Origin of the sequence: Pseudonocardia sp. Ae717_Ps2 (assembly GCF_001932475.1) — a bacterium.
In the GTDB taxonomy this organism is placed as follows: Bacteria; Actinomycetota; Actinomycetes; order Mycobacteriales; family Pseudonocardiaceae; genus Pseudonocardia.
On sequence record NZ_MCIS01000001.1, the window covers coordinates 959,341 to 984,584 of the forward strand.

The 25,244-nt window shown below is 75.4% G+C and carries 20 protein-coding genes; 4 read left to right on the top strand and 16 right to left on the bottom strand.

Annotated elements, in window-relative coordinates; translation table 11 throughout:
- Window positions 1-67 precede the first annotated feature (67 nt).
- The 4 genes from Ae717Ps2_RS04705 to Ae717Ps2_RS04720 form a co-directional block, all read right to left on the bottom strand.
- Window positions 68-1,576 (bottom strand): tripartite tricarboxylate transporter permease, encoded by a 1,509-nt coding sequence (locus Ae717Ps2_RS04705; RefSeq protein WP_075312238.1) that lies wholly within the window; start codon window positions 1,574-1,576, stop codon window positions 68-70.
- 16 nt (window positions 1,577-1,592) lie between these two features.
- Window positions 1,593-2,126 carry a tripartite tricarboxylate transporter TctB family protein gene (locus Ae717Ps2_RS04710; RefSeq protein WP_075307868.1) on the bottom strand — a complete coding sequence of 178 codons (534 nt, stop codon included), beginning with the start codon at window positions 2,124-2,126 and terminating at the stop codon, window positions 1,593-1,595.
- On the bottom strand, window positions 2,123-3,202 hold the full coding sequence (locus Ae717Ps2_RS04715) for a tripartite tricarboxylate transporter substrate binding protein (protein WP_083695641.1): 1,080 nt from the start codon (window positions 3,200-3,202) through the stop codon (window positions 2,123-2,125). Before Ae717Ps2_RS04715 ends, Ae717Ps2_RS04710 begins: the two co-directional genes overlap by 4 nt.
- A 139-nt stretch (window positions 3,203-3,341) precedes the next feature.
- Entirely contained in the window at window positions 3,342-4,376 is a 1,035-nt protein-coding gene (locus Ae717Ps2_RS04720) for a tripartite tricarboxylate transporter substrate binding protein (RefSeq protein WP_083702543.1), read from the bottom strand.
- Window positions 4,377-4,672: 296 nt separating this feature from the next.
- On the opposite strand from Ae717Ps2_RS04720, the gene Ae717Ps2_RS04725 reads away from it, so the two are divergent.
- Together Ae717Ps2_RS04725 and Ae717Ps2_RS04730 are read left to right on the top strand one after the other, a co-directional pair.
- A complete protein-coding gene (locus Ae717Ps2_RS04725; RefSeq protein WP_075307866.1) occupies window positions 4,673-6,301 on the top strand; it encodes an ATP-binding protein in 1,629 nt (542 codons plus the stop codon).
- On the top strand, window positions 6,298-6,996 hold the full coding sequence (locus tag Ae717Ps2_RS04730) for a response regulator (protein ID WP_020621798.1): 699 nt from the start codon (window positions 6,298-6,300) through the stop codon (window positions 6,994-6,996). Before Ae717Ps2_RS04725 ends, Ae717Ps2_RS04730 begins: the two co-directional genes overlap by 4 nt.
- On the opposite strand, the gene Ae717Ps2_RS04735 is transcribed toward Ae717Ps2_RS04730, so the two are convergent.
- From Ae717Ps2_RS04735 to Ae717Ps2_RS04750, 4 genes are all read right to left on the bottom strand, one after another.
- On the bottom strand, window positions 6,978-8,021 hold the full coding sequence (locus Ae717Ps2_RS04735) for an alpha/beta fold hydrolase (RefSeq protein WP_233147445.1): 1,044 nt from the start codon (window positions 8,019-8,021) through the stop codon (window positions 6,978-6,980). The two genes, Ae717Ps2_RS04730 and Ae717Ps2_RS04735, sit on opposite strands and share 19 nt — an antisense overlap.
- Before the next feature lie 112 nt (window positions 8,022-8,133).
- Window positions 8,134-8,445: an integration host factor, actinobacterial type gene (gene mihF, locus Ae717Ps2_RS04740; protein ID WP_020621796.1), complete on the bottom strand. Its 312-nt coding sequence runs from the start codon at window positions 8,443-8,445 to the stop codon at window positions 8,134-8,136.
- Window positions 8,446-8,692: 247 nt separating this feature from the next.
- Window positions 8,693-9,136, bottom strand: a complete 444-nt coding sequence (locus Ae717Ps2_RS04745) for a nuclear transport factor 2 family protein (RefSeq protein WP_020621795.1) — start codon at window positions 9,134-9,136, stop codon at window positions 8,693-8,695.
- Between the two features lie 92 nt (window positions 9,137-9,228).
- Window positions 9,229-10,659 (bottom strand): NAD(P)/FAD-dependent oxidoreductase, encoded by a 1,431-nt coding sequence (locus Ae717Ps2_RS04750; RefSeq protein WP_075333071.1) that lies wholly within the window; start codon window positions 10,657-10,659, stop codon window positions 9,229-9,231.
- A 251-nt stretch (window positions 10,660-10,910) separates the two neighbouring features.
- On the opposite strand from Ae717Ps2_RS04750, the gene asnB reads away from it, so the two are divergent.
- A complete protein-coding gene (gene asnB / locus Ae717Ps2_RS04755) occupies window positions 10,911-12,548 on the top strand; it encodes an asparagine synthase (glutamine-hydrolyzing) (RefSeq protein ID WP_075307858.1) in 1,638 nt (545 codons plus the stop codon).
- A 7-nt stretch (window positions 12,549-12,555) separates the two neighbouring features.
- Here the strand turns inward: asnB and Ae717Ps2_RS40230 are convergent, their stop codons facing one another.
- The 7 genes from Ae717Ps2_RS40230 to Ae717Ps2_RS04795 form a co-directional block, all read right to left on the bottom strand.
- Window positions 12,556-14,031 (bottom strand): ATP-binding cassette domain-containing protein, encoded by a 1,476-nt coding sequence (locus tag Ae717Ps2_RS40230; protein WP_337819528.1) that lies wholly within the window; start codon window positions 14,029-14,031, stop codon window positions 12,556-12,558.
- Entirely contained in the window at window positions 14,028-15,080 is a 1,053-nt protein-coding gene (locus tag Ae717Ps2_RS04765) for an iron chelate uptake ABC transporter family permease subunit (protein ID WP_075307856.1), read from the bottom strand. The genes Ae717Ps2_RS40230 and Ae717Ps2_RS04765 overlap by 4 nt, the downstream gene beginning before the upstream one ends.
- Window positions 15,077-16,054, bottom strand: a complete 978-nt coding sequence (locus Ae717Ps2_RS04770; protein ID WP_075307855.1) for an iron ABC transporter permease — start codon at window positions 16,052-16,054, stop codon at window positions 15,077-15,079. Before Ae717Ps2_RS04770 ends, Ae717Ps2_RS04765 begins: the two co-directional genes overlap by 4 nt.
- 77 nt (window positions 16,055-16,131) lie before the next feature.
- The gene (locus Ae717Ps2_RS04775) at window positions 16,132-17,133 is read right to left on the bottom strand and encodes an ABC transporter substrate-binding protein (RefSeq protein WP_233147446.1); all 1,002 of its coding nucleotides are present in this window, start codon (window positions 17,131-17,133) and stop codon (window positions 16,132-16,134) included.
- 157 nt (window positions 17,134-17,290) lie between these two features.
- Window positions 17,291-20,269 (bottom strand): LCP family protein, encoded by a 2,979-nt coding sequence (locus Ae717Ps2_RS04780; protein ID WP_139320175.1) that lies wholly within the window; start codon window positions 20,267-20,269, stop codon window positions 17,291-17,293.
- Between the two features lie 185 nt (window positions 20,270-20,454).
- Entirely contained in the window at window positions 20,455-21,465 is a 1,011-nt protein-coding gene (locus tag Ae717Ps2_RS04790) for a hypothetical protein (RefSeq protein ID WP_226359982.1), read from the bottom strand.
- 104 nt (window positions 21,466-21,569) lie between these two features.
- Window positions 21,570-22,421 (bottom strand): LytTR family DNA-binding domain-containing protein, encoded by an 852-nt coding sequence (locus tag Ae717Ps2_RS04795; protein WP_233147732.1) that lies wholly within the window; start codon window positions 22,419-22,421, stop codon window positions 21,570-21,572.
- Between the two features lie 621 nt (window positions 22,422-23,042).
- Here Ae717Ps2_RS04795 and mftD point away from each other — a divergent pair.
- The gene (gene mftD / locus Ae717Ps2_RS04800) at window positions 23,043-24,260 is read left to right on the top strand and encodes a pre-mycofactocin synthase MftD (RefSeq protein ID WP_075312226.1); all 1,218 of its coding nucleotides are present in this window, start codon (window positions 23,043-23,045) and stop codon (window positions 24,258-24,260) included.
- 52 nt (window positions 24,261-24,312) lie between these two features.
- Here mftD and Ae717Ps2_RS04805 read toward each other — a convergent pair whose 3' ends face one another.
- Window positions 24,313-25,206, bottom strand: a complete 894-nt coding sequence (locus Ae717Ps2_RS04805; RefSeq protein WP_075333073.1) for an oxidoreductase — start codon at window positions 25,204-25,206, stop codon at window positions 24,313-24,315.
- Between the last annotated feature and the right edge of the window lie 38 nt (window positions 25,207-25,244).

Here is a 25,244-nt window from a genome sequence, read left to right on the forward strand (position 1 = left end):
CGCTGTCGTGCCGACGACGCCCCGCGGCCGGTGCGGCCGCGGGACGTCGTCGGGGTCGCCGTCCGGGTCAGACCGTCTCGGACTCCCGGTCGCCGCGCTGGGCGCGGACCGCCCGGAGCACGACCGGGGCGACCAGCAGGATCGCGATCAGCGAGTACACCACCACCGCCAGCGGGGTGGAGACCAGCGTCGTGACGTCGCCATCGGCGATCTGCAGGGCGCGGCGCAGCTGCAGCTCCGCATCCGGGCCGAGGATGACCCCGATGATCGCCGGCAGCACCGGCAGCCCGAACCGGCGCATCAGGAACCCGATCCCGCCGATCGCGAGCAGCACCAGCAGGTCGACCGGCTGGCCGGACACGGCGTAGGCGCCGACGCAGGCGAAGAACAGGATCCCCGCGTACAGGTACGGCCGCGGGATCCGCAGCAGCTTCGCCCAGGCCGGGGCCAGCGGCAGGTTCAGCACCAGCAGCATGACCAGGCCGATGAACAGACTCGCGATGAGCGTCCAGACCAGGTCCGGCTCCTTCTGGAACAGCAGCGGGCCGGGCTGGATGCCGAACTGCTGGAACGCGGCGAGCATGACGGCGGCGATCGCCGTCGTCGGCAGGCCGAGGGTCAGCATCGTCGCCAGCGTCCCCGCCGACGACGCGCTGGCCGCCGACTCCGGCCCGGCGACGCCCTCGATGGCACCCTTCCCGAACTGCTCCGGGTGCTTCGACAGCTTCCGCTCCGTCACGTACGCCATGAACGTCGACATCTCGGCGCCGCCGGCCGGGATCGAGCCGAAGCCGAACCCGATGAACGGTCCGCGCAGCCACGGCTTCCAGGTGCGCCGCAGGTCCTCGCGGCCCAGCCACGGACGGCCGACCGGGATGACCTCCTGCGGGCGTCGTCGCAGGTGGGCGGCCACCCACAGCGCCTCGCCGATCGCGAACAACCCGACCGCGACGATGATGACGTCGATGCCGTCGGCCAGCTGCGGCACCCCGAAGGTGAGCCGCGGCTGCCCGGAGATCGGGTCGAGCCCGACCAGGCCGATCGTGAGGCCCAGCGCGAGCGCGGCGAACCCGCGGACCCGCGAGGCGCCCAGCACGCCGCTCACGGCGACGAAGGCCAGCACCATGATCGCGAAGTAGTCCGGGGCGCCGATGTCGACGGCCACCGAGGCGATCAGCGGGGCGACCAGGACCAGCCCGGTCACGCCGACGATGCCGCCGATGAAGTGCCCGATCGCGGCGGTGGCGAGCGCCTGGGCGCCGCGCCCGGACTTCGCCATCGGGTTGCCCTCGATGGCCGCCATCACCGACGCGGACTCGCCGGGGGTGTTGAGCAGGATCGACGTCGTCGAACCGCCGAACATGGCCCCGAAGTAGATGCCGGCGAACATGATGAACGCACCGGTCGGGTCGAAGGCGTAGGTCACCGGCAGCAGCAGCGCCACCGCCATCGCCGGGCCGATGCCCGGCAGCACGCCGATCGCGGTGCCGAGCAGCACCCCGAACGCGGCGAACAACAGGTTCTGCGGGGTCAGCGCGTGCGCGAACCCGTTCATGAGCAGGTCGAACGTGCCCATCAGCACTGCACCTCGGTCATCCCAGAACCCCCATCAGCGGGCCGCCGGGCAGGTCGACGCCGAGCACGGCGTCGAACAGCACCCAGGTCAGCAGTGAGACCCCGGCGGCGATGCCGAGGTCGCGGAGCACCGCGCGCGAGCCGAGCGCGTAGGTGGCGCCCGCGAACAGGACGGTCCCGGCGATCGGCCACCCGGCGAGCGGGATCAGCGCCGCCGTCGCGACGATCACCCCGGCCAGCATCCCGACCGTGCGCAGGTCCATCGGCACCTCGAGGTCGACGTCCTCGCCGCCCTCGGCCTCGCCGCGGCCGCCGCGCAGGACGTCGACGGTCAGCAGCGCGGCCAGCACCAGCAGCGCCGCGCCGAGCACGAACGCGACGGTGCGCGGCCCGAGCGGGTCGGACGCGGTGCCGCCGCCGCCCTCGGCGAGGGTGTCGCCGAGCACCAGCAGGCCGGTGAGGGCCAGCAGGACCGACACACCCAGCTCGGAGTGCTCCTTCCACCAGGAGCGGGCGGTCCCGGTGTTCCCGGTGTCCCCGATGGTCGTCACGTCAGCCCCAACCCGGTCAGCACCCGCTCGACGCGGGCGTCCTCGTCGGCCAGGAACCGGCCGAACTCCGGCCCCGGCAGGTAGGCGTCCTGCCAGCCGTTGCGTGCCAGCACCTCGCGCCACTCCGGCGTCGTGTGCAGCTCGGCGTAGGCGCGCTCCAGCTCCGCGACGCCCTCGGGGTCCAGCCCCGGCGGCGCCACGACGCCGCGCCAGTTGGTGAACTCGACGTCGATGCCGGACTCGCGCAGTGTCGGCGCATCGAGGCCGGGCACGCGTTCGCCCGCGGTCACCGCGAGCACCCGCAGGTCGCCCGAGGCGATCTGGTCGGCGAACTCGCCGAGCCCGGACACCCCGAACGCGACCTTGCCGCCGAGGACCGCGGCGAGCAGCTCGCCGCCGCCGTCGTAGGAGATGTAGTTGACCGCACGCGGGTCCACCCCGGCTCCCTCGGCCATCAGCATCGGGGCCAGGTGGTCCGGGCCGCCGGGGGAGGAACCGCCGCCCACCGGGGTCTTCCCGGGCGCCGCCCGCCAGGCGGCCAGCAGGTCGCCCACGTTCCGCAACGGCGAGTCACCGGGGACGACGACGATCTCGGTCTCCTCGGTCAGCCGCGCGATCGGCGTGGTCTGCTCCAGCGTGGCCGGCGAGTCGTTGGAGTACACGCTGCCGACCACACCCAGGCCCATGCTCATCACGAGCCGGTCGTCGCCGGCTTCGTTGACGGTCCGGCCGAGCCCGACCGTGCCGCCCGCACCGGGCAGGTTGAAGACCTCGACCGACCCGGTCAGCCCGGCGTCCTCCATGGCCTTGGCCGCGCTGCGGGCGGTGACGTCGTAGCCGCCGCCGGGGGCGTTGGGGACGAGCATCCGCAGTCCGCGGAGCTGGGTGCCGTCGCCACCGCCGCCGATCGCACCGACCGCGGGCGGGACGAGCAGCAGGGCGGCCAGGACGGCCAGGACCGTGCCGACGAGAGGTCCGACCCGGGGCCGCGGCACGGGCGGCGCGGGGTCGTCCGGCGTGGGCCGGTGGTGCGAGGGCGGTTCCTGCGACTGCGGAGGGGCCGTCGACTGGGGCATGTGCGTCCGATCTCACCGTTGCGAAGCGAACGCGCTGAAGTGTGCGGGGTCACCCGACCGGTGTCTCCGTAACGGCTACAACGGTCCTTGTGGTCGTTTCGGTCATCGCGGACACGGCGCCGCGTGCGGGCCCGAGCGGTCAGCGCGACCGCAGGCCCAGCCCGCCCAGGACGTGCTCCACCCGTTCGTTCTCGGTGGCGGTGAACCGGGCGAAGTCCGCGCCCGGGAGCCAGGCGTCGTGCCAGCCGTTCGCGGCCAGCACCTGCCGCCACTGCGGGGTGGCACGCATCGCGGCGACGGCGTCGGCCAGCGCGGCGCGGTCGGCTTCGGACAGCCCGGGCGGCGCGACCAGCCCGCGCCAGTTGCTGAACTCGACGTCCACCCCGGACTCGCGCAGTGTCGGCACGTCGAGGCCGGGCACGCGTTCGCCGGCGGTCACCGCGAGCACCCGCAGGTCACCGGTCCCGATCTGGTCGGCGAACTCGCCCACCCCGGACACCGCGAAGGCCACCTCGCCGCGCAGCACCGCCGCGAGCAGCGGACCGCCGCCGTCGTAGGACGCGTAGTGGACCCGGGCGGGCGCGATGCCGGCGCCCTCGGCCAGCAGCATCGTCGCGAGGTGGTCCGGCCCGCCGACGGTCGAGCCGCCGCCGACGGTGAGCCCGCCGGGAGCGGCGTGCCAGGCGTCGAGCAGGGCGCGGACGTCCCGGTAGGGCGAGTCCGCGGGCACGACCACGATCTCCGACTCCTCGGTCAGCCGCGCGATCGGAGTCGTGTCGGCGAGCGAGAGCGGGGTGTCGCGCGAGGCGGTCGCCCCGACCACCCCGAGCCCCATGCTCATCAGCAGCCTGCCGTTGCCGGCCTCGCCCTCGACCCGGCCGAGCCCGGCGATCCCGCCGGCACCGGACAGGTTGAACACCTCGACCGGACCGGTGATCCCGTTGTCGGACAACACCTTCGCCGCGCTGCGGGCGGTGACGTCGTAGCCGCCGCCCGGCGGGTTGGGCACGAGGATGCGCAGGTCGGACAGCGGCCGGGGCCCGCCGGTCAGCACGATCGGGACGACGACCGCGGCGAGGGCCAGCACGAGCACCGCGACCAGCGCGGCGAACGGGCCCCGGCGGGCGCGGCGGGCGGGCGGCGGCCCGCCGGGGCGCGCCACCGTCCCCACCATGCCCGCCCCCGTCGCCGTGTCGCTGCCGTGCCGTTGCAGCGCCGCTGTCGTGCCGCTGTCGTGCCGCTGCCTGCCGCCGCCGTCGGAGTCTGCGCGCCCGCGGCCGGGCCGGTCCACCGAGGGTGAGCCGCGCGACGCGTCGTCGTCCGCGGGCTCGGTCCCACGGTCCGCAGTCCCGCGGGCCGCGATCCATGGACCGTGCCCACGGATCGCAGTCCCACGGATCGCAGTCCCACGGATCGCGGTCCCACCGGTCGCGCGGTCGCCGCCGCGGGCACGCGCCCTACGCTGGGCGCATGCGACGGAGCGCCGGGGGGACCGGAGGGCCACTGGCCCGCCAGTTCCTCGTCTGGCAGCTGGTGGTCGTGGTCGTGCTGCTCGGCGCGGTCGCGGCGCTGGCCGCGGTGCAGTCGTCGGAGTCGTTCCGCGAGACCGAGGGGCGCCGGATGCTGTCGGTCGCCGAGGACGTCGCGTCCGTGCCGACCGTCCGCGAGGCGTTGCAGACCCGCCGCTACGACCTGCTGCCGTCGTTCGCCCGCAGCGCGGAGAACCTGTCCGGGGCCGACGAGATCGAGATCGTCGACGCCGGGCTGGTCGTGCGCACCTCACCCGACCCGTCCCGGGTCCGGCAGCGTTTCGATCCCGGCGCCAGCACCGCGCCGCGGGGCCGCGCCTGGGTCGGCAACTCCGACGGGCGCACCGTCGTCGCCCAGGTGCCGGTGATCGACGACCGGGGCGCCGTCGCCGGGCTGGTGTCGGCGGGGATCCGCGCGCCGTCGCTCTGGGAGTCCCTCGCCGGGGCCCGCGCCGAGACCGGCGCGCTGCTCGGACTGGCCCTGGGCCTCGGCGTCCTCGGGTCGCTGCTGCTCGCCCGCCGCGTCCGCCGCCAGACCCTCGGCCTGGAGCCGGACGAGATCGTCGAGCTGGTGCAGCGCCGGGAGGCGATGCTGCTCGGGATCAAGGAGGGCGTGGTCGGGCTGGACACCGCGAACCGGATCACCCTGCTCAACCCGGTCGCCCGCGAGCTGCTGCAGCTGCCCGGTGCCCGGGAGGGCGACGCCGTCGCCGACCTGGGGCTGGACGACCGGCTCCGCGAGGTCCTCACCGGCGCCGCCGACGGCGAGGACCAGCTCGTCCTGCTCGACACCCGGGCCCTGGTGCTCAACCGCCGCCCGGTCCGCGTCGACGGCCGCGACGTGGGCGCCGTGGTGACCCTGCGGGACCGCACCGAGCTCACCACCCTGCAGCACCGTCTCGACGCCTCGCACACCGTCACCGACACCCTGCGCGCGCAGGCCCACGAGTTCTCCAACCGGCTGCACACCATCGCCGGGCTCACCGAGCTCGGCGAGCACGACGAGGTGCGCCGGTTCGTCGCCGGGATCGTCGCCGCCTCGGAGGGCTGGCGACGCGAGGTCACCGCCAGCGTCGGCGACCCGGCGACGGCCGCGCTGCTCGTCGCGAAGAACAGCCAGGCCGCCGAGCGCGGCGTCGAGCTGGCCCTGGACCCGGAGTCCCGGCTCGACCCGACCGATCCCGACCACGACCCGGACCTGTCCGCCGACCTCGTGACCGTGCTCGGCAACCTGATCGACAACGCGATCGACGCGACCGCCGGGCACGAGGGCCCGCGCCGGATCGAGATCGGGCTCGCCGGCGGCGGCGACACCGACGGCGACGAGGTCTGGATCGAGGTCCGCGACTCCGGTCCCGGGATCGCCTCGGAGCTCGCCGAGGAGGTGTTCCGGGCCGGCTACTCCACCAAGGCCGCCGAGATCGGCGGCCGCGGGCTCGGCCTGGCCCTGGCCCGGCAGGCGTGCCTGCGCCGGGGTGGCACCATCGCGGTGCGGCCGGCGCCGGCCGGCAGGGCCGGTGCGGTCTTCGAGGCGGTGCTGCCGGTGGCGCCGACGGGGGTGCGGGTGTGAGGGTCCTGGTCGTCGACGACGACTTCATGGTCGCGAAGGTCCACTCCGGCTACGTGGAGCGGATCGAGGGCTGCACCGTGGTCGGCGTCGCGCACAACGGCGCCGACGCCCTCGACGCCGCCGCCCGGCTCCGCCCGGAGCTGGTGCTGCTCGACGTCTACCTCCCCGACATGTCCGGTCTGGAGGTGCTGACGCGGCTGCGCACCGGGGCCGCCGACGACCCGTTCGTGCTGGTCGTCACCGCCGCCGACGACTCCGACACGGTCGCCGCTGCGCTGCACGGCGGGGCGCTGCACTACCTGGTCAAGCCGTTCGACTCCGCCGCGCTCGCCGCCCAGGTGCACCGCGCGACGCGGATCCGGCGCGACCTGGACCGGGTCCGCGACCAGTCCGACATCGACCGGATCTTCGGCGGCACCGGTGCCGCCCCCGCCCGCACCCCCGGCGGCCCGGAACGCATGCCGAAGGGCCTCACCACCCCGACCGCCGAGCTCGTCGCGGGCACCCTGCGCGACCACTCGGGGACCGACGCGGAGGCCGACCTGTCGGCGACCGAGTGCGCCGAGGCCACCCGGCTGTCCCGGGTCAGCGCCCGCCGCTACCTGGAGCACTTCGTGTCGACCGGGCAGGTCACCGTACGGCTGCGCTACGGCGGCACCGGCCGCCCGGAGCGCCGCTACCGCTGGGTCGGCTGACCGGCCCCCGGCGGCGCCTGCTCCGCCTGCTGTGCTGCCGGGACGGCGTCCGCATCCGGTGTCGCCGGGTCGGCGTCCGCCTCCGGTGTCGCCGGGTCGGCGTCCGCCTCCTCGGCCTCGGCGGCGTGCTCCAGCAGCACCGCCGCGATCGGCTCGCACAGCAGGTCCGGCAGCGCGTGCCCCATCCCGTCGACGGTGACGAGCTGCGCCGCCGCCCCGATCCGCGCCGCCAGGTGGTCGGCGTGCGGCGGCGGGTGCACCGGGTCCTCCGGCGCCTCGACGACGAGAGTCGGCACCGTGACCGAGCCCAGCTCGCCGCCGCGGTCCAGCCCGTCGAGGTCGGCCTGGGCATGTGCGGTGCACGGCTCGACCCGCCCGGTGTGGTCCATGATCCGCCGCTCACGTGCGGCGAACTCGGCGCCGTCGAACGGCAGCACCCCGCCGGAGACCCGCCGCCAGTACTCGACCCGCCAGGCCAGCTCCCCGGCCTCGTCGCGCGGGTCGCCCAGCTCCTGCCACATCCGCCGGACGTCGCGGGTCGGGCCGGGCAGGTCGGCGTCGCCGGTGTCGAGCGCCGCGGAGCACGGCAGCGCCGCGGAACACAGCAGCGCCGCGCTGACCATGCGGTGCGGCGCGTCGAGCGCCAGCAGCTGGACCAGCGTCCCGCCCAGCCCCATCCCGACCAGGTGCGCCCGGCCGATCCCACAGCCGTCGAGCACCGCGAGCGCGTCGGTCGCGAGGTCGGTGACGGCGTAGGGCCGGTCCTCGAACGCGTGGGTGGAACGCCCGGTGTCACGGTGGTCGTAGCGGACCACCCGGTGCCGCTCGCGCAGGGCCTCGACCAGCGCGTCCGGCCAGCCGTACCCGGCCGAGCCCGCCCCGTTCACCAGCAGCACCGGCGCCGCCGGCGTCGGCCGGTGCGCGGGCAGGTCCTGCACCCAGAGGGTCACACCCGGCTCGGCCTCGACCGTACGCACGGTGCCCTGCGGCTCGACACCGGGCCGCTCCACACCGGGGCTGTTCACACCGGGCAGGCTGCCAGACCGGCACGGACGCCCCGCCGGGGCCCGGCCCGGAACGCGCGACGGCCCGGTCCGCACAGGGCGGGCCGGGCCGTCGCGAGGCGCTGGGGGAAGGTCAGCCGACCTTCTCGATCAGCGCGGCGCGCTGACGGTCGCCGAGGCCGGCGGCACGACGCGACACGTCGATGCCGGCCTCCTCCATCACCTTGGAGACCTTCGCCGGGCCCCAGCCCGGGACGCTCTTCAGCAGATCGGCGACCTTGGTCTTGCCGACGATCTGGTCGGTCTTCGCGCGACCCAGCACAGCGGGGATGGTCTCCTCGCCGCTGGCGATCTTGTCGCGGAGCTCCTTGCGGGCGGTACGGGCCGCAGCCGCCTTCTTGAGCGCCTCGGCGCGCTGCTCCGGGGTCAGGGTGGGCAGAGCCATCGCTGACAACTCCTCTCGGTTCACGCACCCCGCTCACCGGGGTGGACTGCTATCTCCGATCGCGGTACAGACTGGCAGAGACATCGCCACGACCTGCGGGAACCCCCTCTTCAGGGCGTGTCGGGCCTGGTCACGGCCTTCCGTGGCGCTGTTCACCGCACCCGGGCGACCGCCCGTCGCACATTCGACGAGTGGGGCTGTTGCCGCAGGTCAGCGCGATGATGCAGCGGAAGCGGTGACGACGGGCTCACCCGTCGAGCACGGAGCGCAGTCCCGCGAGATCCCAGAGGGTCCGGACCTCGTCGATCCGGCCCTGCCGGACCCGCACCAGCTGCACCGCCAGCACCTCCGCCGCGCGCCCGGTGGGGGCGAGCCCGGGCAGCAGCCACGGCAGCTCCCGGTCGTGGGTGAAGCCGACGCGGACCTCGTCGACGACCCGGCGGACGTCGACGGTGCGGGACAACCGGGTCCGGGTCAGCCCGGACGGCCGGGCACCGGCGACGGCGGCCAGGTGCGCGGCGACCGCGTCCCGGCCGTGGCCCCCGGCGCGGGTGGGCAGCTCGGTCCAGCGCACGTCGGCAGCCAGCGCGGCCGTCGCCGGGCCGGGGTCCCCGTCGTCGTAGAGCGCGCCGGCCGCGGTGTCCCAGAGCCGCGCGATGTCACGCATCAGGACCTGCATCGCCGGGGTCACCCGAGCACGGTGCCACGTCGCGACCCACCCCCGCACGCGACGACGCCCGGAGGCGCGTGCCCCCGGGCGTCGGTCGTGGTGCGTGGGCCCGTTCAGGCCGTGGCGGCCGGGCGCTCGTCGGGCGCCGGTGGCGAGCCGGGCGAGACCCGCGGGTCCAGCTCGGCGCGCTCGTCGGTCTCGGCGCCCAGCGGCTTCTCGGGGTCGACCGCCTTGTCGTAGGAGGCGGTGACGCTGATCAGCCGGTGCCCGCGGTAGCGGGCGTAACGCAGCGACCGCAGCCAGTTGTAGAGCGTGCCGAAGCGGTTGCCCCAGCCGATCAGGAACATCACGTGCACGTAGCACCAGATGAAGTACCCGATCCAGCCGGTGAGCTTGATGCCGCGCACGTCGGCGACGGCCTCGCGCGCGCCGATCGTGGCCATCGAGCCCTTGTCGAAGTAGCGGAACGGGGCCGGGGTGGTGTCGTCGCCCTTGGCCCGCGCCTTGATCAGCTTGCCGACGTAGGTGCCCTGCTGCATCGCGACCTGCGCGACACCGGGCAGCCGGTCGATGGTGGAGACCATGTCGCCGATGGCGAACACGTCGCTGCGGCCCGGCAGGCTGCAGTCCGGGTCGACCGCCAGGCGCCCGGCCCGGTCGACCTCGCCGCCGGAGGCCTTCGCGAGCAGCTCGGCCAGCGGGGACGCCTGCACACCGGCGGCCCACACCTTGGTGCGGGCGACGATGCGCTCCTCGCCGTTCGGGCCCTTGACCGTGATGGAGTCGGCGTCCATGTCGGTCGCCATGGTGTTCAGGCGGACCTCGATGCCCTTCTTCTCCAGGGTCTTGCGGGTGTAGTCCTGCAGCTTCTTCGCGAACGGCGGGAGCACCGCCGGCGCCGCGTCGAGCAGGATGATCCGCGCGGAACGGGTGTCGATCGACCGGTACTCGCGGGGCAGCACGTACTGCGCCAGCTCGGCCAGCTGACCGGCCAGCTCGACACCGGTGGGGCCGGCGCCGACGACCACGAAGGTCATCCACGCCTGCTTCTCCTCCTCGGTCGTCGCGACCTCGGCGAGCTCGTAGGCACCCAGGATGCGCGAGCGCAGCAGCCGGGCGTCCTCGATCGACTTCATGCCGGGGGCGTGCTCGGCCCACTCCGGGTGCCCGAAGTAGGCGTGCGTGGCGCCCGCGGCGACGACGAGGGTGTCGTAGGGCAGCGTGATCCGTTGTCCGTCCGGCGCGGCCGCGTGCACGACCTTGGCCTCGAGGTCGATGTCGCCGACCTCGGCGAGCAGGGTGCGCACGTTGCGCTGCTTCTTCAGCACCCGGCGCAGCGCCGGGGCGGTCAGGCCGGGGGACAGGATGCCCGTCGCCACCTGGTAGAGCAGCGGCTGGAACAGGTGGTGGTTCGTGCGGTCGACGATGGTCACGTCGACATCGGCGCCCTTGAGCGCCTTGGCGGCCTGCACACCGCCGAACCCTCCGCCGACGATCACGACCTTGTGCCGGCCCTGCCGCTCGTCGTGCTCTGCCGTGCTCACCTGAGTCCGCCCCTTGTCGGTCGGTCCTGGCGCGGCGTCACCGCGCACCTGCTCGATGGCCGGTGTCGGTCCCCGCCTCCGGACCCTGAGTCCTGGTGTCGGCGGTGGACGGCGGCCGTCCTGGCCGGTCTCCGACCGTACGAACCCTCGGCCGCCGGGGCAATTCGGATCGCTCCGGAAACGCCTTTCAGAGTCCGAACTCACACGGTGGGGGAACGGAAGCCGGATGCGGGCTCGCCGACCGTGCGACGATGGAGCCCATGTGCGGGATCGTGGCTGCGTTCGGTGGACCCACGGCATGGCCGGGCGGTGAGCCCGCCGACCCCGAGAAGTACGAGCGGATGCTCGCCAGGGTGGCGCACCGCGGACCCGACGACACCGGCGTGCAGGTCGTCGGGAACACCTGGCTGGGCCACCAGCGCCTGTCGATCATGGACGTCAGCGGCGGGCACCAGCCGATGTCCGACGCCGCGCGTACTGCCTGGATCGTCGGGAACGGCGAGATCTACAACCACGAGCGCATCGCCAAGGCGTTCCCGGACGGCACGGTGCGCACCAAGTCCGACACCGAGGCCGCGCTGCACGCGGTGATGTGGGACGGCCAGGCCGCGGTCGCCTCGCTCAACGGCATGTTCGCCGTCGCCATGGGGCGCACCGACGGTCCCGGGCTCGTCGCCCGGGACCCGTTCGGGGTCAAGCCGCTGTACTGGGTGCCGCCGGCAGAGTTCCGTGACGGCGGCGGTGCCGCCGGGATTGTCCCGTACACCGCGCCGGACCCGTCGGAGACGGTGCTGTTCGCCAGCGAGCTCCGTGCGTTCGACCCCGAGGACCGCCCGTACGTGCGCTCGTTCCCGCCCGGCTGCCTGTGGAGCCCGTCGTCGGGGCTGGTGCGGTTCGCCGACGCCGTGCCGGTCGAGGTCCGCCCGGCCCGCCGCGCGATCCGCCCCGGCTGGGACGACGCCGACCTGTCCCGGGTGCGCGAGGCCGTGGTGTCCGCGGTGCGCCGCCGGATGATGTCCGACGTCGGCGTCGGGGTGTTCCTGTCCGGTGGCCTCGACTCGGCGCTGGTCGCGGCCATCGCCGCGCAGGAGGCACGGGCTCGTGGCGAGCAGCTGCCCACCTTCGCCGTCGGGACCGCGGAGTCCGGCGACCTGATCGCGGCCCGCAAGGTCGCCGCGCACATCGGTTCGGACCACCACGAGGTCCTGGTGACGCCCGAGGACATCGCCGAGGCCCTCGACCACGCCGTCGAGGTCATCGAGCACTACGACCCGGCCCTGGTCCGCAGCGCCGTGCCCAACCTGATCCTCGCCCGCGAGGCGGCGAAGAAGGTCAAGGTCGTGCTGACCGGGGAGGGCGCCGACGAGCTGTTCGCCGGCTACTCCTACGTCCACGGTCCCGAGTACGCCGACCCGGACACCCTGCAGGCCGAGCTGGTCCGCTCGCTGGAGCAGCTGCACCACCTGAACCTGCAGCGCTGCGACCGGACCACCATGTACTTCGGGCTGGAGGCCCGCGAGCCGTTCCTCGACTCCGGCCTGGTCCGCGCCGCGCTGGCGCTGCCGCCGGAGTGGAAGCAGCGCCCCGGCGGCCGGCCGGAGAAGGCGATCCTGCGCGAGGCGTTCGAGGGCTGGCTGCCCGAGGACCTGCTGTGGCGCGGCAAGGAGCAGTTCGGCGACGGCTCCGGCGCCGGCACCGTGCTGGCCGAGCTGGCCGCCCGCAAGGCCGCCGCCGCGGCGGCCGCCGGGCTGACCGACGAGGTGCCCGAGCACCCGTCCGACTCCTGGCCGCTGCGCAGCGAGGAGGAGGTCCTCTACCACGGGATCTGGCGGTCCCACTTCGACGGGATCCGGCCGGACCACGTGCTCGGGGCCTTCGCGACGGCCTGAGCCCCGCTCACACCCGCGCGGCCGGTCCGACGGTGTCGGGATCCTCGGCGCGGCTCGCGCGGTCGGCCCGGGCGGCGTCGGCCAGCTCCTTCACCCCCGGGACGTCGTCGCCGTCCCAGCTGTCGGGGTCCCACAGCCCGGCGGCGGCGAGCGCCCGGCCGCAGTGCACGTAGGCGTCGTGCACGTCGACCAGCAGTGCGAGCGGCGGCGGCCGGTGCGCGGCCGGGCCCTGGCCCTCGGCGTCGGCCGGGCCCCACAGCGCCAGCACCGCGGGGTCGCGGGTCACCCGGGCGCGGCCGTGCACCCGCAGCACGTGCGTGGCGCGCGGCACGCAGAAGGTGAGTCCGATGCCGTCGTGCGCGAGCAGGTTGCGCATGCTGTCGACGCGCCGGTTGCCCGGCCGCTCCGGGACCGCGAGGCGCCGGCCGCCGTCGAGCACCCGGACCGAGCCGGGTGCGTCGCCGCGCGGGGTCACCGTGACCGTGCCGTCCGGCGCGGTGGTGCCCAGGAACACCAGCGGGGAGGCGGCGACGAACCGGGCGGCGACCTCGTCGACCCGGTCGGTGGACTTGCCCGCGACCATCGGGTGCGGCGCGGCGACCACCTCGCGCAGCTCGTCCTCGGTCCGCACCGCGTCCGGTTCGGGGGCCGGGGCGGCCGGCGTGGGAACCGGGTGGTGCCGTCCGACGGGCACGATCATCGGGGTGCCCGCGACCGGGTCGGGCACCACCCGCGACTCCATCCCGAAGACCCGGCGCACCAGGTCGGCGGTCATCGTCGTCGCGGGCGGGCCCTGCGCGACGATCGCACCGTCGGCCATCGCGATCAGGTGGTCGGCGTAGCGGCAGGCCAGGTTCAGGTCGTGCAGGACGACGACGACCGTGCTGCCCCGCTCCCGGTTCCGGTCGACGAGCAGGTCCAGCACCTCCACCGCGTGCGGCAGGTCCAGGAACGTCGTCGGCTCGTCGAGCAGCAGGGCCCCGGTGTCCTGGGCCAGCACCATCGCGATCCACACACGCTGGCGCTGACCGCCGGACAGCTCGTCGACCGGGCGGTCGGCCAGCTCCAGCACCCCGGTCGCGCGCATCGCCTCGGCGACGGCGGCGTCGTCGGCGTCGCCGCGGCCGCCGAACCAGCCCTGGTGCGGGGACCGGCCGCGTTCCACCAGGTCGGCGACGGTGATGCCGTCCGGGGCGGTCGGGGACTGCGGGAGCAGCCCGAGCCTGCGGGCCAGCTCGCGGCCGGACAGCGACCGGACGTCGGTGCCGTCGAGGCGCACGGTCCCGGCGGCCGGGGCGACGATCCGGCCCAGCCCGCGCAGCAGGGTGGACTTGCCGCAGGCGTTCGGGCCGACGATCACGGTGATCCGGCCGGGCGGGACGTGCACGGTCAGGCCGTCGACGACGACGCGCTCGTCGTAGCGCAGGACCAGGCCGTCGGCGTCCAGTGCGGGCCCGGCGGGCACGGTGGCGGGGGTGGTCACGGGGTTCCTCCGGTCCGGGAGCGGGCGAGCAGCCACAGCAGGTAGGGGGCGCCGATCGCACCGGTGACGACACCCGCGGGCAGGGCGACCTCGGCGATCAGCGTGCGGGCGACGACGTCGGCGAACAGCACCAGCGCGGCCCCGACACCGGCGGCGTGCGGCAGCGACGCCCGCCCGGGGCCGGCGAGCCGGGCGGCGAGCGGCCCGCTGACGAGCGCGACGAACGACACCGGCCCGGCCGCGGCGACCGCGGCCGCCACGAGCAGGACGGCCACCGCCAGCAGCGCGCCCCGGGCCCGGCCGACGGGCAGCCCGAGCGCGGTCGCGGTGTCGTCACCGAGCTCCAGGCGGGGCAGCGCACGGGCCAGCAGCAGCGCCGCGGGTACGAGCACCGCGCAGGCCGTCGCCAGCGGGACCGCGGTCGACCAGCCGGTCTCGGTGACGCTGCCGGTCAGCCAGACCAGTGTCTGCTGCGCCGTGGTCAGCGACGCGGTGATCATCAGGTAGGAGACGACGGCCATCGCGGCCGACCCGATCCCGACCCCGACCAGCACGAAGCGGGTACCGCCGAGGCCGTCGCGGCGGGCCAGGACGGCGACGAGCAGCGCCGCCGCGACGGCGCCCAGCACCGCACCGGCCGAGGTCCCGGTGGCGGACAGACCGAGCACGATCGAGGCGGTCACCGCACCGACGGCGGCGCCGGCACCCACACCGATCACGTCCGGGCTGGCCAGGGTGTTGCGCAGCACCCGCTGGAACAGCGCCCCGGCCAGGCCGAGGGCCGCGCCGACCAGGAGCGCGGTCAACGCGCGCGGCATCCGCAGCCGCAGCACCACCAGCTCGGTGCGCGGCGTGCCGAGCCCGGTCAGCGCGGCCAGCACGTCGCCGGGCCCGAGGCCCTGTGCACCCACCGAGAGGGAGGTGACGAACGCGGCGAGCACGGCGACGGTGACGGCGAGCCCGGCCGTCGTACGACGGCGCCGGGCCCGGGCCCGGATCCGGCGCAGCACCGCGGTGGGATCCCCGACGGGGACGGTCCCGGTGCTCATCGCAGGAACCTCCGCCGCCGGACCAGCGCGACGAACAGCGGGGCGCCGACGACGGCCGTCACCACCCCGGCCTGGACCTCGCCCGGCGGGGCGACGACCCGGCCGAGCACGTCCGCGGCCAGCAGCAGGACGGGTCCGGCGAGCGCCGCCAGCGGCAGCACCACCCGGTGGTCGGTCCCGGCGAGGCGGCGCACCAGGTGCGGCACGGCGAGCCCGAGGAAGGCGATCGGCCCCGCGGCTGCGGTCGCGGCCCCGGCCAGCACGACCAGGGCCACCCCGCACACGGCGCGGTCGGTCCCGACCGGGCGGCCGAAGGACCGGGCGACGTCGTCGCCGAGCGCCAGCGCGTTCAGCCGCGGACCGCAGGTCAGGGCCAGTGCGAGCCCGGCGACGACGAACGGGGCCGCCTGCGCTGCGATCCCGAGGTCCCGGCCGGCGACCGAGCCGACCTGCCAGAACCGGTAGTCGTCGAAGGCCTGGGGGTCGGTGAGCAGGAACAGGATGGTGATCGACTGCAGGCCCGCGGCGAGCGCGGCGCCCGCCAGGGCGAGTGTCGCGGGGGAGACGCTGCCGCGGCGGCCGATGCCGGCCACCCCGGCGACGACGACGGCCGCCACCGCCGCCCCGGCGAAGCCGAACCAGACGTAGCCGCTGAGGGTGTCGACGCCGAGCAGCGCGATCCCGAGCACGACGGCCAGGGCGGCGCCGGTGTTGAGCCCGAGGATGCCGGGCTCGGCGATCGGGTTGCGCGTCATGCCCTGGGCGAGCACTCCGGCCACACCGAGCGCGGCCCCGGCCAGGACCGCCAGCACCGTGCGCGGCAGCCGCACCTCGGTGACCACGAGCGCGTCCGGGGAGGTCCGGTCGACGGCCCCGGTCAACACGTCCAGCACGAACCCCGGCGCGAGCGGCCGGGCACCGACCAGCAGGCCGAGCGCGGCCACGGCCAGCAGGGCGACGGTCAGGCCGGCCACGGCGGGCCACCGCCGCCGCTGGACCGTCGCCGGCGCATCCGGAGGGGACGGGACGGTGGGCGTGGCCGTCGGGGCGGTCACCGCGCCTTCGCCGCTGCGTCCGCGAGCTGGCCCACGGTGCGGTCGAGGGCGTAGCGCCAGCCGTCGACCGAGGCGCTGGAGAAGGCCTGGGACACGTCGCGGTCCGACAGCAGCACACCGCGCCCCGCGGCGACCGACGGCACGGCCTTCCACAGCGGGTCGTTCGCGATGGCCGAGGTGTCCTTCGAGATCGCCTGCATGACGGTGACGTCGGCGTCGAGGAGGTTCATCCGCTCCCGCGAGATCGGGACCGAGAAGCCGTCGGTGCGCTGCGACTCGATCTGCGGGGCGTTGACCATGCCCAGCTCCTTCAGGAACGCCAGGCGCCCGGAGTCGCCGGTGTAGGCGGCGTACTCGCCGAGGGTGTTGCGGGCCCCGGACACGACGGTGGCGCCCTGCAGCTGCGGGTGCTGCGCGCGGGCGTCGGCGAAGCGCTGCTCCAGGTCGGCCTGCGCGCGCGCCGCCTCCTGCGGCTTGCCGACCGCGGCCCCGACCATGCGGAGCTGGTCGCGCCAGGTCGTCTTGTAGTTCTCGCCGCCGGCCGGGATGCCGATCACCGGCACGCCCAGCTGGGTCAGCCGGTCGTGGCGCTCCCGGTCGCCGGAGGAGCGGGTGTCGAGGATCAGGTCCGGGTCCAGGGCCGCGACGGCCTCCAGGTCGACCTCGAGCGTGCCGAGGATCTGCGGCGGGGTGGTGTAGCGGGCCTGCACCCACGGTCCGAGGCCGTCACCGCCGACGGCCAGCCAGTCCGCGGCCCCGACCGGCTCGACGCCCAGGTCCAGCGCGGTCTCGGCGTCGCTCCACCCGAGGGCGACGACCCGGCGGGGCTGCTCGGGGACGGTGACGTCGCCGAACGCGGTGGGGACCGTCACCGGGAACGCACCGTCCCCGGACGGGGTGGTCCCCGACGGTGTGGTCCCGGGCTCTGGTGAGCCGCATCCGGCCAGCAGCATCAGCACGATGAGCAGGCCGGAGAGCAGGGGGAGCGTTCGTCGCACGGAAGGGCCGCCTTTCCACTTCACAGGTGACCCTCACTTCATCATCTCGGTACGGCGGACGGAAGAGCGGACCGCAGCCGTGTGTGCCACAGATGCCGCCGGGCGGCCGCAGCGGGGCTCCGACGGCCTCGACCGTGACGGCTCGGCTGCGGCGGGCTCAGTTCTGGTCGGGGCGGAGACCGTCGACCTGCTCGGAGCCGGTCGCGGACGGCTCCTGCGAGTTCCCGGGCTCGGCCCCGGCGGGGACGTCGGCCGCGCCGGTCGCTGCGCAGGACTCCTCGACCGACTGCGGCCGGGCCGCGGCCGGGTCGGGGGTCGGCGACGCGCTCGACGAGGACGACCGGGACGACCGGGACGACTCCGAGCTCGTCGACGGCTGCGTCGTCGGGGCGGCGAGTGACGGTGCGGTCCCGGGCGCCGGCTCCGGGGGCGGGTCGGCGATGGCGTTGCGGACGACCTCGCGCATGTAGGGGACGTCCGGGTCGGCGGTGACGAAGTAGCCCGTCGAGGAGTTCGGGTCCGGCAGCGACGGGTCGAACGCGACGCTCTCCAGCCGGAACCCCTCGTCGGCCAGGACGGCCAGCGCGGGCAGCACCTGCTGGGGCATGTCGGTGGCCACGTTGTCCCGGGTCACCGCGGCGATGCTCTGGAACCGGGAGATCAGCTCGGTCGCGGTCGTCTGCGAGATGACGGCCTGGATCAGGCAGCGCTGGCGGCCCATTCGCTGGTAGTCGGTGCCGTCACGGCGGGAACGGGCGAACCACAGCGCGTCCTCGCCGCCCAGGGTCTGCACCCCGGGGCTGATGTAGCGGTCCGGGGTGACGTGCCGGCCGAACGCGGTGACGCCACCGACCGGGATCGGCTCGGGCCCGACGTTCACGGTGACCCCGCCGACGGCGTCGATCATGGAGGAGAACCCGGCCATGTTGACCTCGAGGTAGTAGTCCAGCGGCAGGCCGGTCATGTACGCGATCGAGGACTGGAGCAGGTTGATACCGGGCGAGGAGGTCGGTCCCGACGGGGCGATCTCCGGGTGCTGCTCGGCGTAGGCGTAGATGGCGTTGAGCAGGTAGTCGCCCGACAACGGCTGCGACGGGTCGTGGAAGCCGTTCGGGAACTTCTCCGCGGCCGGGCTGCCCGGCGGGAACTCGGCCCGCTGGATGTTGCGGGGCAGGCTGAACAGCGTCGTCCGGCCGGAGCGGGTGTCGATGCTGGCGACCATCATGGTGTCGGTACGGGTGCCGGTCCGGTCGTCGCCGGCGTCGCTGCCCAGCAGCAGCACGTTGAGCCGGGGCTTGCCCAGCGCCTCGGCCGCCGAGGTCCCGCCGCCCTGGAACAGCGAGTTCAGCAGCCCGCGCTGGGAGTTGACCAGCTCGACGCCGTAGCCGAACGGGACGGCGACGGCGAGGCACAGCAGGGCCGCTGTCCCGGTGCCGACGATCTTCTGGCCGAGCGGCATCCCGCGCGGCCGGGCCAGCGCGTAGGTCCGCGCGACCTGGGCGATCCAGGCGATGCCGGCGACCACCAGCGCGCCCGCGATGACGGTCAGCGTGGTCGTCGACAACAGGTTCTGCAGCAGCGTCGACCGCCGGGCCAGCAGCGCCACCGCCGCCAGCCCGACGACGATCGCGACCAGCGTGCCGAGGATCAGCCCGCCGGTACGACGACGGCGCAGCGCGAGATGGCCGCTGCCGGGCACCACGGTGGACGCCGCGGTGAGGCCGAGTGCGGCGGCGAGGGTGCGCCGCGCGGGGTCGGGCGCGGCCGGCGGGCCGGCGGGCGGGGCCAGCGCGGTCTCGCCGTCGCCGTAGTCGTCGTCGCCGTGGCCGTCGACGCTGCCGTCGTCGCGGCCGTCCCGGGCGGGCCGGTTCCAGGATGCCGCGGCGCCGGCCGCTGCGGAGCCTGCCGTGCCTGCTGTGCCTGCCGCGGCACCGGCGGCCAGGCCGGGGCGCGGCGGCCGCGGCGGGGCGGGACGTGCGGCGTCGCGCGCGGGTTCCGGTGTGGCGCCACCCGGACCGGCCGGGCGTGCGTCGGCAGGTCGCCCCTGCGGGCCGTCCGGCCGGCCGCCTTCGGGCCTGCCGCTGTCGGGCCGGCCGGGGACGGCGTCCGGGCGGACCGCGCCGGAGGACCGCGCACCGGATCCGGCGGGGGCACCGGGGGCACCGGGGGCACCGCCGGGCCGGCCGCCGGAACGCGGGTCGGGGCCGCCGGGGCCACCGGGACGGGCGTCACCGGGGTGCCGGGGCCCACCCGGCGGCACCGGCCCGGGTCCGGACCGCCCCGGGCCGCTCGGGGCCGAGGGTGCGCCGGGGCGCGACGGTGCGTCCGGGCGCGAACCACCGGACACGGCGCCACCGGACACGGCGCCACCGGGACGGTCGCCGGGCCGGCGCGGGACGATCGGCAGCTCGCCGCTCAGCCGGGCCGCGCGGTCGCGCTCCTGCGGCGGGGCGTCGGGCTCGGACGCGCGGTGCCGCCGGTGCTCGGCGGCGGTGTCCGGCCGGCCGGGGACCTTCACGGTCTCTCCGATGCCGCGGCGGGTCGCGCGGATGGACCGGATGTCGGTGGGCCTGCTGTCGCTGTGCCCACCACGGCCCGGGGCCTCCGACCGCGTCGACCGGGACGTCCAGGCGGCGGCCCGCCGGGCGGCGGCCCGGGCCTCGCGCTCGCGCCGGGGGAGCCAGGACTCGTCCTCGGCGGGACGCCCGGCTCCGTCCGGCCGGCCGGGACGCCCGCGGTCGGGACGCGCCGCGGGACCGGTTCCCGGGCGCTGGTCACCGGCGGGCGGACGCGGCGCACCGGTGGCGGGCGGCCCGGGACGTCGCGGGCCGCCCGACGGCTCCTGGGGCGGCCTGCCGGATCGGGGTGGTCTGCGGTCGCCGGGCCTACCGGACTGCGGGGCCGGGGCCCCGGCAGACCCGGGTGGGGGAGCGGCGCCGCCACGGGGGTGCGGCGGCGGGGTGTCGCGACGGTCGTGCGGCGGGACCTCGGCGCGGTCCCGGGGCGGCGGGCCGCCGTGCCGTGCCTCGTCCCGCAGGTGCGGACGGTCGTCGCGGCGGGCGTGATCGGGAGGGCCGGGTCGTCGTGGCCGGTCCGGACCGGTCGGGCGGGAGCCCTCCGGCGGTCGTTCGTCCACCCGGAGCACCCCCTTCACTGGTCGGCACGGGCAGGACGGCCGTGCCGCGCGGAGGAGCGGCACGTGCCTGCGCACCCGGCGGCGACGACGGCGCTCGGGTTCCGGTGAGAGTACTTGCCGTGATCACGATCTCGATGGGCGGCCACCCACCCGGGAGGGGCTTCCGGACAGGGGGGACACACCCGTCACTGGTAGGACACGAAGACCGGCGACTCGGGCCGGACGGCATAGGTCTCACGCGGGGTGAAGGTCGGCCGGTCCTCGTCGATGAAGTTCTTCCAGCCCCACCACAGACCCTGCGGGCGGGGCGCGGCGTGCAGCGCGTTCCAGGTCTCGGTCTTCTCCTGGCGGGTGCCGTAACCGTCGGCGTGCAGCACGGTCGCGAGCTCGCGGTGGGAGGTGACCACGGTCTGCCGGTCGGAGATCATGGAGACCCGGAACTGGTGGATCAGGAACACCTTCTGCGGCAGCCCCTTCTCGCGCACCAGCGCGGCCAGCCACTCCGAGGTCCGGTTGATCTCCGCTGCGGTCACGGACCCGATCTGCGCGCCGTGACGCTGGCCCGGCTCCAGCCGCCACTCGGGGTCGAGCGCGAGCCCGACGTGCGGCTGCGCGAGCAGCTCGGCGTAACGCTTCGCCTGGGTCGTGAAGTCGGTGGTGCCGGGCTGCAGGTCCAGCACCACGTAGACGCCGGCCTTCCCGGCCTGCTCGACCCACGGCCGCAGCTCGTCGACGCTCATCTCCGCGGAGTAGTCGCCGTCCGGGCCGGGGACGCGGTCGGCGACCGTCGTGATGATCTCGAACGCCGGCACGACGGGCTCGCGTACGAGCGGCTGGAAGTCGGCGGCGAGGTCCTTCGCGCGGGCGATCGAGCGCGGCAGGTCCTGCTCGCCGAGGACGCCCATCGACGGGGTGCCCGGGTGGCCGTAGAGCGCGGCCATCCGGCGGCCCGGGAAGACCTCGGTGCCGCCGCCGGGCAGCTCCGGCACCGCGGGCGCGGCGGAGGTCGGCGCCGGCTGCGCGGGGGCCGGCGGGGGCGGCGCGGCCGGGGCCGGGGCAGCGGCGGAGGAACAGCCCGCGACCACCGCGCAGGCCGTCAGCAGCGCCAGGAGCAGCACCGGCGGACGTGCGCGCCACCCGGGGCGACGACGGTTCGTGACGGACAGGACGTGCGAGGACTCACCCGAGATGGACACCGGTCACCAGGCTAGGCGACAGGATCACGCACGGCAGTCCGAACGGTCACCGGGCGTGTCGGTGATGCGACGGGCCGTGGCCCGCCGCGGTCATCCGCCCCGGGTCAGCGCGGGACGACGGGCCCGTCCGGGCCGTCCTCGGGCCCGCGCTGCGGCCGCGGCGGCCGGCCCCGCAGGATCCGCTTGAGGCCCGCGGTGTGCCGGCGGCTGACGGGCAGCTCGACCGCGCTGGGCCCGTTGCCGAGGCGGACGACGTACCCCGACCCGGACATGCGCAGCTCGGTGATCAGCGGCAGCGACACCAGGTAGGCACGGTGGATCCGGACGAACCCGGCCTCGCCCCAGCGCTCCTCCAGCACCGAGACCGGGATGCGGACCAGGTGGCTGCCCTCGTTGGTGTGCAGCCGGGCGTAGTCGCCCTGGGCCTCGACGAACCGGATCGAGGAGCGGGGGACCAGCTTCGTGGTGCCGGCCAGCTCCACCGGCACGACCTCGTCGTCGGTGGTCGCGGCCGGGGCGCCCCGGCGGGCGACCGGTGGCGCGGCCGCGCCACCCGGATCGGCGCCGTGGCGGGCGGGCGCCGCGGGCGGGCCGTTCTCGGCCCGCCGGGCCGCGCGCAGTGCCAGGGTGCGGTCCAGCGAGCCGGACAGCCGCTCGGTGCGCAGGGGCTTGAGCAGGTAGTCGACGGCACCGACCTCGTAGGCGTCGACGGCCCGGTCGTCGTGGGCGGTCACGAACACCACCGGCGGCGGGTCGGCCATCGCGTTCAGCACCCGGGCGAGCTCCAGGCCGTCGAGGCCGGGCATCCGGATGTCGAGGAACACGACGTCGACGGTCGGGGTGGTCGCGTCGGCCTGCGAGCCGTGCAGGATGCGCAGCGCCTCCGTGGCGTTCGGCGCGGTCAGCGCGGTCTCGACCCGCTGGTCCTCGCCGAGCAGGTGCGCCAGCTCGAGCAGGGCCGGTTCCTCGTCGTCGACGGCGAGGACGGTGAGCCGGGTCCCCGCCGGGGCGGCGGGGGACGGCTGCGGCGGCTCCGGGGCGCGGAGCTGACCCGGGACCCCGATGGGCCGGTGGTTGCTCGCGGCGCCGTACCCGGGCTGCAGCACATGGCCGACCGGGCCGGGCGTCGCGCCCGAAGCGTGCCCACCCCGCGCGTGGCTGTACACGGCTCCTCCTTGCCGCGGGCACACCGCCCGCTGACCGGTGACTGCGGGCACACCGTAGCGAGACCGCGGAGCGTCACCGACGGCCGGTCCCGCCTCGCGCCCCACACGATCCGGGGTGGGCCGTCGGAGGGGGCGTGACAGCGGAGCGTCACGAGTCGTGGCTGCCGGTCGTGTCAGCGGCGCCGTCCGGCCGGGGGGAGCGGACCGGGTCGGCGTCGTGGCTGGTCGGGCGGAGGGTCGTACCCTCGCCGATCGGACGGGCCGTGGGTGGGTGTCATTGTGGCACTCGGTGCCGAAACGCTACCGTGCGTGAGAACCGCCACGTGGGACCGTTTCGTATCCGGTCGGCGTGTCGGACCGGCCGTGACCGACGACGGCCGGGCGCACACCTCCGACTGCGAAGGGGCAGCCATGGCGAGCACGAAGGACTGGTTCGAGACGGTCGCGGAGGCGCAGCGACGGGCGCGCAGGCGCCTGCCGAAGTCGGTCTACTACGCGCTGGTCGCCGGCGCGGAGCAGGGGATCACGCTGGCGGACAACGTCGCCGCCTTCGACGAGCTCGGCTTTCGCCCGCACATCGCGGGGCTCCCGCCGCAGCGGGACCAGAAGACGACCGTGATGGGCCAGGAGATCGACCTCCCGGTCCTGATCTCGCCGACCGGCGTCCAGGCCGTCGACCCGGAGGGCGAGGTCGCCGTCGCGCGGGCCGCGCACAGCTCCAACATCCAGAACCCGCTGAACCCCGAGCAGACCGTGTCGACGGCCATGGGGCTGTCGTCGTTCGCGTCCCGCTCGGTCGAGGACGTCTGCGCCGTCCACGACAAGGTCTTCTTCCAGGTCTACTGGGCCGGGTCCAAGGAGGACATCCTCGAGCGCGCCCTGCGTGCGAGGCGGGCGGGCGCCAAGGGCCTCATCGTGACCCTCGACTGGACCTTCGCCACCCGCCGTGACTGGGGCAGCCCGCCCATCCCGGAGAAGGTCGACGTCAAGGCCGCGCTGCAGTTCGCGCCCGAGATGATCACCAAGCCGCGTTACCTGCTGGACTGGGCGAAGTCCGGGAGGATCCCGGACCTGAAGGCCCCGAACATGGCGCCCCCCGGCGGCGGTGAGGCCCCCACCTTCTTCGGCGCCTACGGCGTCTGGTGGACCACCCCGTTGCCGACCTGGGACGACATCGCCTGGCTCCGCGAGAAGTGGGGCGGCCCGTTCATGGTCAAGGGCATCATGCACCCCGACGACGCCCGCCGCGCCGTCGACGCGGGCGCCACCGCGATCTCGGTGTCCAACCACGGCGGCAACAACCTCGACGGCACCCCGGCCGCGATCCGGGCGCTGCCCGCGATCGTCGACGCCGTCGGGGACCAGGTCGAGGTCGTGATGGACGGCGGCATCCGCCGCGGCGGCGACGTCGTCAAGGCGCTCGCGCTCGGGGCCCGCGCGGTCCTCATCGGCCGCGCCTACCTGTGGGGCATGGCCGCGCAGGGCGAGCGCGGGGTCACCAACGTCCTGTCGGTCCTCTACAAGGGCATCGACGAGGCGCTGCTGGGCCTGGGGAAGAAGTCGATCCACGAGCTCTCCCGCGACGACCTGATCGTCCCGGAGAACTTCACCCGCGTCTCCAAGTTCTGAGCGTCCGGCTGGTGCGGGGCCCGGCGCGACCGGGCCCCGCACCACCGTCGGTTCAGAGCGGGAACGTGACCCGGGTCAGCTCCTCGGCGCGCTCCCAGAGCGCCCGCTGCATCCGCCGGTCGTGCGAGGCCGCGGTGGACCCGACCGGGCGCGGGTTGCCGCGCGTCTCGCCGATGCCGTCCGGTCCGATGTAGGCGCCGCCGGGCAGATCCGGGACGGTCGCGGCGAACAGCGTCGGCAGCGCCCCGGCCGCCGCGGACTGGGCGACCACCTTGTTGAGCACGCCCATCAGCGCGTCCTGGACGGACTCGGTGCGCGACTGCAGGTTGGTCGCCGCGTACCCGGGGTGTGCGGCCATCGAGCGCAGCCGCGACCCGGCCGCCACGAACCGGTGCTCCAGCTCGTAGGCGAACATCAGGCAGGCGAGCTTCGACTGGCCGTAGGCGGTCCAGCGCTCGTAGCGGCGACGCTCGAAGTTCAGGTCGTCGATGCCGATCCGGCCCATCCGGTGGACCACGCTGGACAGCGTCACGACGCGGTCGGTGATCCGGTCGGCCAGCAGACCGGTCAGCGCGAAGTGGCCGAGGAAGTTGACACCGAGCTGGGTCTCGAAGCCGTCCGCGGTGCGGGAGAACGGCACCGCCATCAGCCCGGCGTTGTTGACGAGCACGTCGGCGGTGCCCTCGAACCCGGCGGCGAACTCGCGGACCGAGGTGAGGTCGCCCAGGTCGAGCCGGCGCACCGAGACCGCACCACCCAGCTCGGAGGCGATCTCCTCGCCGCGCGTGGTGTTCCGCACGGCCAGCACGACGCGTGCACCGGCCTGCACCAGGGCCCGGGTGGTCTCCAGCCCGAGGCCGCTGGTGGCGCCGGTGACGATCACGGTCCTGCCCTGCTGGGGCGGGATGTCCGCCGTCGTCCAGGGGGCGGGTGAGGTCCGGAACACGGGGGGACTCCTTCACGGGGGACGGGTCCCCAGGTCTA

Coding starts and splice junctions, on each gene's coding strand:
- mihF (WP_020621796.1), bottom strand. CDS start 8,445: ATGGCTCTGCCCACCCTGACCCCGGAGCAGCGCGCCGAGGCGCTCAAG.
- asnB (WP_075307858.1), top strand. CDS start 10,911: ATGGAGCCCATGTGCGGGATCGTGGCTGCGTTCGGTGGACCCACGGCA.
- Ae717Ps2_RS04720 (WP_083702543.1), bottom strand. CDS start 4,376: ATGGTGGGGACGGTGGCGCGCCCCGGCGGGCCGCCGCCCGCCCGCCGC.
- Ae717Ps2_RS04715 (WP_083695641.1), bottom strand. CDS start 3,202: ATGCCCCAGTCGACGGCCCCTCCGCAGTCGCAGGAACCGCCCTCGCAC.
- Ae717Ps2_RS04705 (WP_075312238.1), bottom strand. CDS start 1,576: ATGGGCACGTTCGACCTGCTCATGAACGGGTTCGCGCACGCGCTGACC.
- Ae717Ps2_RS04765 (WP_075307856.1), bottom strand. CDS start 15,080: ATGAGCACCGGGACCGTCCCCGTCGGGGATCCCACCGCGGTGCTGCGC.
- Ae717Ps2_RS04725 (WP_075307866.1), top strand. CDS start 4,673: ATGCGACGGAGCGCCGGGGGGACCGGAGGGCCACTGGCCCGCCAGTTC.
- mftD (WP_075312226.1), top strand. CDS start 23,043: ATGGCGAGCACGAAGGACTGGTTCGAGACGGTCGCGGAGGCGCAGCGA.